The organism is Polaromonas sp., from assembly GCF_039932935.1.
Lineage (GTDB): Bacteria > Pseudomonadota > Gammaproteobacteria > Burkholderiales > Burkholderiaceae_C > Polaromonas.
In genome coordinates, this window is record NZ_JBDTPB010000146.1 from 62,524 (window position 1) to 70,652 (window position 8,129).

Consider the following 8,129-nt stretch of genomic DNA (forward strand, 5'->3'; position numbering starts at 1 on the left):
ACAGATGCACCTCGGCAGACTAAAAAGGAATAAAACATTTTGTTTCAATTCCGCGTCTAAAGAGGATCTCCTTGTTTTGTGCCGCTTTTCCAGTGTCCAGGTTGCTCGCCGTGGGTTTTGCGGGTGTTCATGCTGCGGTGGGAACTCTCGCCTTGGCGCAAACCCGCGCCGACGTGCGGCCCGACGCCGGCACGCTGCTGGATATGCAGGGCCCCCTCCCCTTGCAGCCGCCTCGCAGCGTGCCGCAGCTTGACCTGCCGCAGGCTCAGCCGACCGCTCCCCTTGCCAAGTCAGTTCGCCTGCGTCCCGCAGCCTTCCTGTTCTCCGGCAACACCGTTTTTTCGAGCGAGGCATTGGCAGCGCTGTTAGCGGACCGGCTCAATACCACCACAGACTTCGCCGGCCTCAACGACGCGGTGAGCGCCATCAACGCCCACTACCGGCAGCACGGCTATCTTTTGACCCAGGCCTATCTGCCCGAGCAGGCTTTCTCCGCCGAAGGTGGCACTGTCACCATCGCGATCATCGAAGCCCGTGCAGGCCGCGTATCGGTGCAGGCTGAAGGCGCGGGAGTTTCCAGGGCCTTTGCCGAGGAGGTGGTCAACCGTCAGCTGCAGTCCGGCGACGCTGTCACCGAATACGCGTTGAACAAGCCCGTGTTGTTGCTTCGCGACCTGGCCGGCTACGATGCCGGCGCCACAGTCCAGCCCGGCGAGCATGTGGGCCTGGCTGATATTCTGGTCACGGTAAGGTCCTCCGGCAACCGTGCCGATGGCTCGTTAAGCCTGGACAACCACGGCGCCAGAGCCGCCGGGGCCGTGCGCGCCACGCTTGCGGCCAATCTCAACAACCTGCTGGGCCGCGGTGACGTGCTGGCATTGAGCGCGCAGCAAAGCGACCGCTCCGGCACAGACCTGTACCGCGTTGCCTATACCCTTCCGGTGGGGCCCTTCGGCACGCGGCTGGCGTTAACTGCCGCGCACCTGGACTACTCCCTCGGCAAGCAGTTCGAAGCGCTGGGCGCCACCGGCAAGGCCGATATCCTGGGCCTTACCGTCTCCCACCCGCTGGTTCGCGGTCGCACGACCAACCTCTACGGCCTGCTCGGTGCCGAACAGAAAAAACTCACGGACGAAACCGCGACACCCTTGCTGAAAAGTGACCGCGACCTTGTCTCCGTCCGCGTGGGTGTGGTTGGCAACTTTGGCGACAACCTGGGCGGTGCCAGCGGCCTGAACAGCTATGCAGCCAGCGCAACCGTCGGGCGGCTTAGGCTCAATGCCGCCGACCAGGCATTGGACGACGGCTTGGGCGGCCTGCATACAGCAGGCAGCTTCACCAAGTTAAATCTGGAGTACCAGCGCTCGCAATTTTTCGGGGAAGCTTTTAGTTTCCAGGCCTCGGTTCAGGCCCAGCTGGCTTCCAAAAATCTAGGGTCGGCTGAAAAAATGGTGCTGGGTGGACCTAACGGTGTGCGCGGCTATCCGGTGGGCGAGGGTGTCGGAGATGCCGGCGTCCTGCTCACCCTGGAATCGCGCTACCAGCTGGATCCGCCAGTGCTGGGCGAACCGCTGAGCCTGCTGGCGTTTTATGACTTTGGCCGCGTGCGTTTCAACCAGAACGGCCCCACCGTGCCGGGTAACGCCAACACGCTGAGCCTCGGCTCTTTCGGCATCGGCGCTACGCTGGGGCGCCCCGGCAAATTCCTTGTCAAAACCTATCTCGCCTGGCGCACAACGCCCGTCCAACCTTCCACGGGCGATCCTGATCGTTCACCCCGCGCCTGGCTCTCGGCGCAAACCTGGTTTTAGCCAGGCCCACTTCCACAGCCGATTGCCCACTATGACAAGCGCTTCATCGACCCGCACCTCGCACGCCTCACACGCCGCTCATCGCCCCTGGTCTGTGCGCATGGTCGTGGTCCGCCTGTCCCGCAAGCTGTCGGCCACTTATCGCATCCGCAGCGATCGCCGCCTGTCACGCCTGATGGCAGTGCTACTGGCCACCGTCTCGCCCTGGGCAGTGGCCTTGCCCGAAGGCGGGCAAGTGGTCGCCGGCCAGGCCAGCGTCACCTCCCCCACAGCCAATAGCATGGTGGTGAACCAGTCCACCGACAAGGCGGTGCTCAACTGGCAAAGCTTCAATATCGGCGCGGGCCAGTCCATGCAGTTTGTGCAGCCCGGCGCATCATCTGTCGCGTTGAACCGCGTCATCGGCAACGGCGCTTCGTCCATCTTCGGTTCGCTCAGCGCCAACGGGCAGGTCTTCCTGATCAACCCGGCTGGGGTGATGTTCGCGCCCGGCGCGCAAGTCAATGTGGGCGGCCTGGTGGCCTCCAGCCTGGACATCAGCAATGGCGACTTCATGGCCGGCCGCTATTCCTTCAGCGGTACGGGAACAGGCTCCGTCGATAACCACGGCACCATCAACGCCGCACGCGGCGGCTACGTGCTGCTGGCCGGCCCCCAAGTCAGCAACACCGGCGCCATCAGCGCTCACGCCGGTTCGGTCGGGCTGCTGGCGGGCTCCCGTGTGTCGGTCGACACGTCGGGCTCGGGGCTGGTGCGCTTCTCGGTAGACGCAGCGGCTGCGCAGGCCGCCATTCAAAGTAGCGGCAGCATCAACGCAAACGGCGGCCAAGTGGCTGTGCTGGCCAGTGCCATGGGTGATGCGATGGCGACGGTGGTCAACCATTCCGGTGTCATACGGGCCAACTCGGCGGTAGAGCGCAACGGCACGATTGTGCTGAGCGGCGGCTCCACCGGCATCGTGAACGTCAGCGGCGAGTTGAGCGCGGCAGGTACCGCGGCGGGGCAGACGGGCGGCACGGTCAAGGTGCTGGGTGACAAGGTCGCGCTGACCGGTGGTGCGCTGATTGATGTTTCCGGCGAAGCAGGTGGAGGCACGGCGCTGATTGGCGGCGACTACCAGGGCCTCAATGCGGCCGTGCAGAACGCCAGCCGCACCTACATAGGCGCCGATGCCAGCATCAAGGCCGATGCCCTCAGCAGCGGCAACGGTGGCAAGGTCGTCGTGTGGGCGGATGACGTCACGCAGTTCCACGGCAGCATCACGGCCAAGGGCGGGGCGCAAGGCGGTGACGGCGGTTTTGTGGAAACCAGTGGCAAAGCGGTTCTGCAAGCCCTCGGCAGCGTAGACGCCTCCGCGCCGAACGGGGCGGCGGGGCAATGGTTGCTCGACCCGAATAACATCACGATCCAGTCCACGGGCGTCGACACCAACGTCTCGGCAACGCCCAACTTCACCAGCACGAACGACACCGCTATCGTGACCACGGGGAGCATCCAGACGGCCCTGAACGGGGGGACCTCCGTCAACATCACGACTGCAAGCGCCGGCACCAACGGCCAAGCCGGCGACATCACCGTCAACAATGCCATTGCCAAGACGGCAGGCGGTGCAGCGACCTTGACCCTCAATGCGTCCAACAACATCACCTTCAGCGCGGGTGCCAATGTCACCTCCACCGTCGGTGCCCTTGGGGTTACGCTTAACGCGGCTGGCGCGATCAATTCGCTGCGAAATGTCAGCCTCAATGGAGGCACGCTGAATCTGAACGCCACTGGCAACGTTTCTCAAACGGGAGCCATCCAGGGAACGACAGCGGTCGTGAAGAACGGCGCGGGCACCTTGGCGCTGACAAGTACGAACACCTACAGCGGCGGCACCACGATCAAGGCCGGCACGGTGTCAGGCACCGTGGCCGCCGCGTTCGGCACCGGGGCGATCACCCTGGGCGACACCGGTGGCACTGCCAACACCACGCTCAGCGGCGGCGCTGTGCACGCCAATGCAATCAACGTAGCGGCGGGCAACACCGGTGTGGCCGGCATCACCTCCAGCGCGACAAGCACCTTCAGTGGTGCCGTGACGCTCAATAACCATGATCTGAGCCTGACCCGCGCCGGTGCAAACCTTACCTTGAGTGGCGGCATCACCGGCGCAGGCAACCTGTCACTTAACAACAACAGCACAACCGCCAACGGCCTGACTCTGTCAGGCGCGTCGGTGAACAACGCTGGCACGATCACCAACAGCGGCACCGGCACCGGAGCGACGCTGATCAGCAAAGTCATCGGCACCAACGTGACCGGCGTGGTGCAGAACAGTGCCACCTCGCAGCTGACGCTGTCCGGTATCAACACCTACAGCAGCGGCACGACGATTAAAGCCGGAACCGCAGCGGGCACCGTGGCCGCCGCGTTCGGCACCGGGGCGATCACCCTGGGCGACACCGGTGGCACTGCCAACACCACGCTCAACGGCGGCTTTGCCGGCACGCACACCAATGCGATCAACGTGGCGGCAGGCAACACCGGCGTGGCAAGCATCACCTCCAGCGCCAACAGCACCTTCAGCGGCGCCGTCGCACTCAACAATCATGACTTGCGGCTCGCGCCGGCGGCCAGCACCCTTACCCTGAGCGGTGCAGTCACAGGCACCGGCAACCTGGCACTCAACACCACCGGAGCCGGGGCGATCACGCTGTCAGGCGCCGGGACATTGAACAACACCGGCACCGTGACCAACAGCGGAACGGGCACCGGCGGCAGTACCATCAGCAAAGTGATCGGCACCAACGTGACCGGCGTCGTGCAAAACAGCGCCACCTCGCAGCTGACGCTTTCCGGCGTGAACACCTATACCGGGGCAACGGCCGTCAACGCCGGCACACTGAGGCTTGGCGTTGCCAACGCCATCGGCGCTGCGTCGGCCGTTAACGTTCTGTCCGGCGCTACTTTCAACCTCAACGGCTTCAGCGACACCGTCGCCTCGGTGTCAAGCGCAGGCCTGGTCTCCTTTGGTACGGGCAACACGCTGACCACCAGCGGCGCGCAGGCTTACACGGGCCAGGTGACCGGAACCAACGTCACGCTGGCCAGCAGCGGCAGCGGGGCGATCACCGCCAACAACGCGTCGAACAACTTTGCGGGCAACCTTTCCGTCTCGACGTCTGGGGCGGCCAGTGTTGTCAACGCCGGCGCCCTGGCGCTTGGACCGGTGTCGGCAGGCAGCCTGACCGCGCGGGCGCTCGGAGGCAACCTCACGCTCAACGGCACCATCAACGCAACCGGCAGCGGTGACGCCATCGTGCTGACGACAAGCGGCAATTTCACCAACAATGTGGGCGCCGGGGCACTGTCAACGCCAAGCGGCCGTTGGCTGGTCTATTCAACCAGCCCTGTCGGGGATACAAAAGGCGGGCTGGTTGCCGCGTTCAAACAGTACAACGCAACATATGGCAGCGCCCTCCTGGGTACCGGCAATGGCTTCGTCCATTCCGTGGCGCCTACCCTTACCGCCGGGATCATCGGCCCGGTGAGCAAGGTGTATGACGGGAACGGGACCGCCACGCTGACGGCCGGCAACTACACGAGTTCCGGGCAAATTGACGGCGACGTGATCGCCTTTAACAACCCGACCAGCGGCAGTTATGACAACAAGAATGCCGGCACAGGAAAGACGGTCAGCGTATCCGGCATTACCGCCAGCGCCTCCAATGGCGCCACCGCAGTGTACGGTTATCAAGTGTCAGGTGGCGGCACTGCCACCGGAAACATTGGCACCATCACGGCACGCAGCTTGACGGTCAGCGCCACGGGAACCAACAAGGTCTACGACGGCAACACCGCTGCCGGCGTGACCCTGGCCGACAACCGCGTCGCGGGCGACGTCCTCACCGCCACGAATACCGCCGCCAGCTTCCTCGACAAAAACGTCGGCACCGGCAAGACCGTGAACGTCAGCGGCATCGCCATTACCGGCGCCGATGCCGGAAACTACAGCGTGAACAACCCCACTGCCGCGACCACCGCCGACATCACGGCCCGTGCCTTGACGGTGACGGCAACCGGAACCAACAAGGTCTATGACGGCAACATGACGGCCGGCGTCACGCTGGCCGACAACCGTGTGGCAGGTGACGTCTTCACCGCCAGCAATACCGCGGCCACCTTTGGCGACAAGAACATCGGCATCGGCAAGGCCGTGAGTGTCAGCGGCATCGCCCTGACCGGCACCGATGCGGCTAACTACAGCGTCAACACCACAGCGGCCACCACCGCCGACATCACGCAGCGCGCCCTCACCGTCAGCGCCACCGGGCAGAACCGTGTGTATGACGGCGGCACCTTCGCCACCGTCACACTCACCGACAACCGGGTCGCCGGCGATGTACTCACGGCCAGCAACACAGCAGCCAGCTTTGGCGACAAGAACGTCGGCACCGGCAAGGCGGTCAGCGTCAGCGGCATTGGTGTCACCGGTACCGATGCCGGCAACTACAGCTTCAATACGACGGCGGCTACTACAGCCAACATCACGCAGCGCGCCCTCACGGTGGGTGCCACGGCGCAAAACAGGGTGTACGACGGCGGCACGGCTGCGACCGTGACATTGGGTGACAACCGGGTTGCCGGCGACGTGCTGGCCACGAGCAACACATCGGCCAGCTTTGCCGACAAGAATGCCGGCGCAGGCAAAACCGTCAATGTCGGCGGCATTGCCATCACCGGCACGGATGCAGCCAATTACAGCGTCAACACCACGGCCGCCACCGCAGCCAACATCACTCCGGCTTCCATCGCCAATGTCAGCGGCATCGCCGCCGCCAGCAAGGTGCAGGATGGCACCACCTCCGCTACGCTGTTGACCGGAGGTGCGGCGTTTACCGGCCGTATCGGCACCGACGTGCTGGCGGTGGGGGCCGCCACCGGCAACTTTGATACGCCCGCGGTCGGCAATGGCAAACCCGTCAGCATCACGGGCATCGCCCTGTCGGGAGCGGATGCCGGCAACTACACCTTGCTTGACACGACAGCCACCACCATGGCGAACATCACGCCGGCTCCTGCCAACACGGCTGAGCGAAGCGGAGATGCGCGCTTTTCCAACGGCACCGCGCTGGCGGCGCTGGAGGGGAGCGATGCGCGGGAGCGCGCCCTTCGCCGCGCGGCAGGCCTCAAGCCGGCCCAGGAAGACACGGCCGCAGAGACGCCCACCTTCCGGCTTGCAGGCTTTCCCGATCCGCGCGGCGCGGCGCGGTTGGCAGCTGACGACTGCCAGGTGCAGCGCGGTGGCGTGCGTTGCATCGGTGACGGCCAAGGTCAATAGGCCGCGGGTTCGGCTGCGGCGCCGGTGAACGGCGCGAAGGGGGTTCCAGAAACACCGGGTGCCGCATGGAAATGCCGCATCCGGCGGGTATCATGTGGCCGACAACACTTCAAGGGAGCGCACCATGGCCTTAATGGACTTCATCAAGAAACAGTTCATCGACATCATCCAGTGGACCGAGGATGACGACGGCACACTGGCCTGGCGCTTCCCGATGGCTGACATGGAAATCCAGTACGGCGCTTCGCTCACCGTGCGCGAGTCGCAGATGGCTGTCTTTGTCAACGAGGGAAAAATTGCCGACGTCTTTGGTCCCGGCATGTACAAGCTGACGACGCAGACCATTCCGGTGCTGACTTACCTCAAGAACTGGGACAAGCTGTTTGAGTCCCCCTTCAAGAGCGACGTTTATTTCTTCAGCACCCGCCAGCAGATCGACCAGAAGTGGGGCACGCCCCAGCCCATCACCATCCGCGACAAGGACTTCGGCGCGGTTCGCCTGCGCGCCTTCGGCAACTACAACTTCCGTGTTGCCGACCCCAAACTGTTCCACACCGAAATTTCGGGCACGCGCGACCGCTACACCACGGCGGACGTCGATGGCCAGTTGCGCGGCCTGGTGCTGCAGAACATTTCCGCCGCCATCGCTTCCAGCGGCATTCCCTTCCTCGACCTCGCGGCCAACCAGCTTGTGTTCGCGCAGGCGCTGGCTGCGCAACTCGTGCCCGAGTTTGCCAAGATAGGCTTGAAGCTCGAGGGCATGACGGTGCAGAACGTCTCGCTGCCCGAAGAGCTGCAGAAAATCCTCGACCAGAAAATCGGCATGGGCATGGTCGGCAACGACATGGGCAAATTCATGCAGTACCAGACGGCGCAGGCCATCCCCAAATTCGCCGAAGGCGGCGGTTCCGGCGGCGGTATTGCCGGCGACGCGATGGGTCTGGGCGCCGGCGTGGCGCTGGGCCAGGTGCTGGCGCAAAACCTGCAGCAGGGTT

The 8,129-nt window shown here is 64.4% G+C and carries 3 protein-coding genes; all 3 read left to right on the top strand.

Features of this window, described 5'->3' with window-relative positions; genetic code table 11:
* Window positions 1–92: 92 nt before the first annotated feature.
* Window positions 93–1,811, top strand: a complete 1,719-nt coding sequence (locus tag ABI546_RS23435) for a ShlB/FhaC/HecB family hemolysin secretion/activation protein (protein ID WP_348050802.1) — start codon at window positions 93–95, stop codon at window positions 1,809–1,811.
* Between the two features lie 31 nt (window positions 1,812–1,842).
* Window positions 1,843–7,134, top strand: coding sequence for a YDG domain-containing protein (locus tag ABI546_RS23440; protein ID WP_348050804.1), 5,292 nt, complete (start codon window positions 1,843–1,845; stop codon window positions 7,132–7,134).
* A gap of 124 nt (window positions 7,135–7,258) precedes the next feature.
* A partial coding sequence (locus ABI546_RS23445; RefSeq protein WP_348050806.1) for an SPFH domain-containing protein occupies window positions 7,259–8,129 on the top strand: 871 nt, incomplete at its 3' end.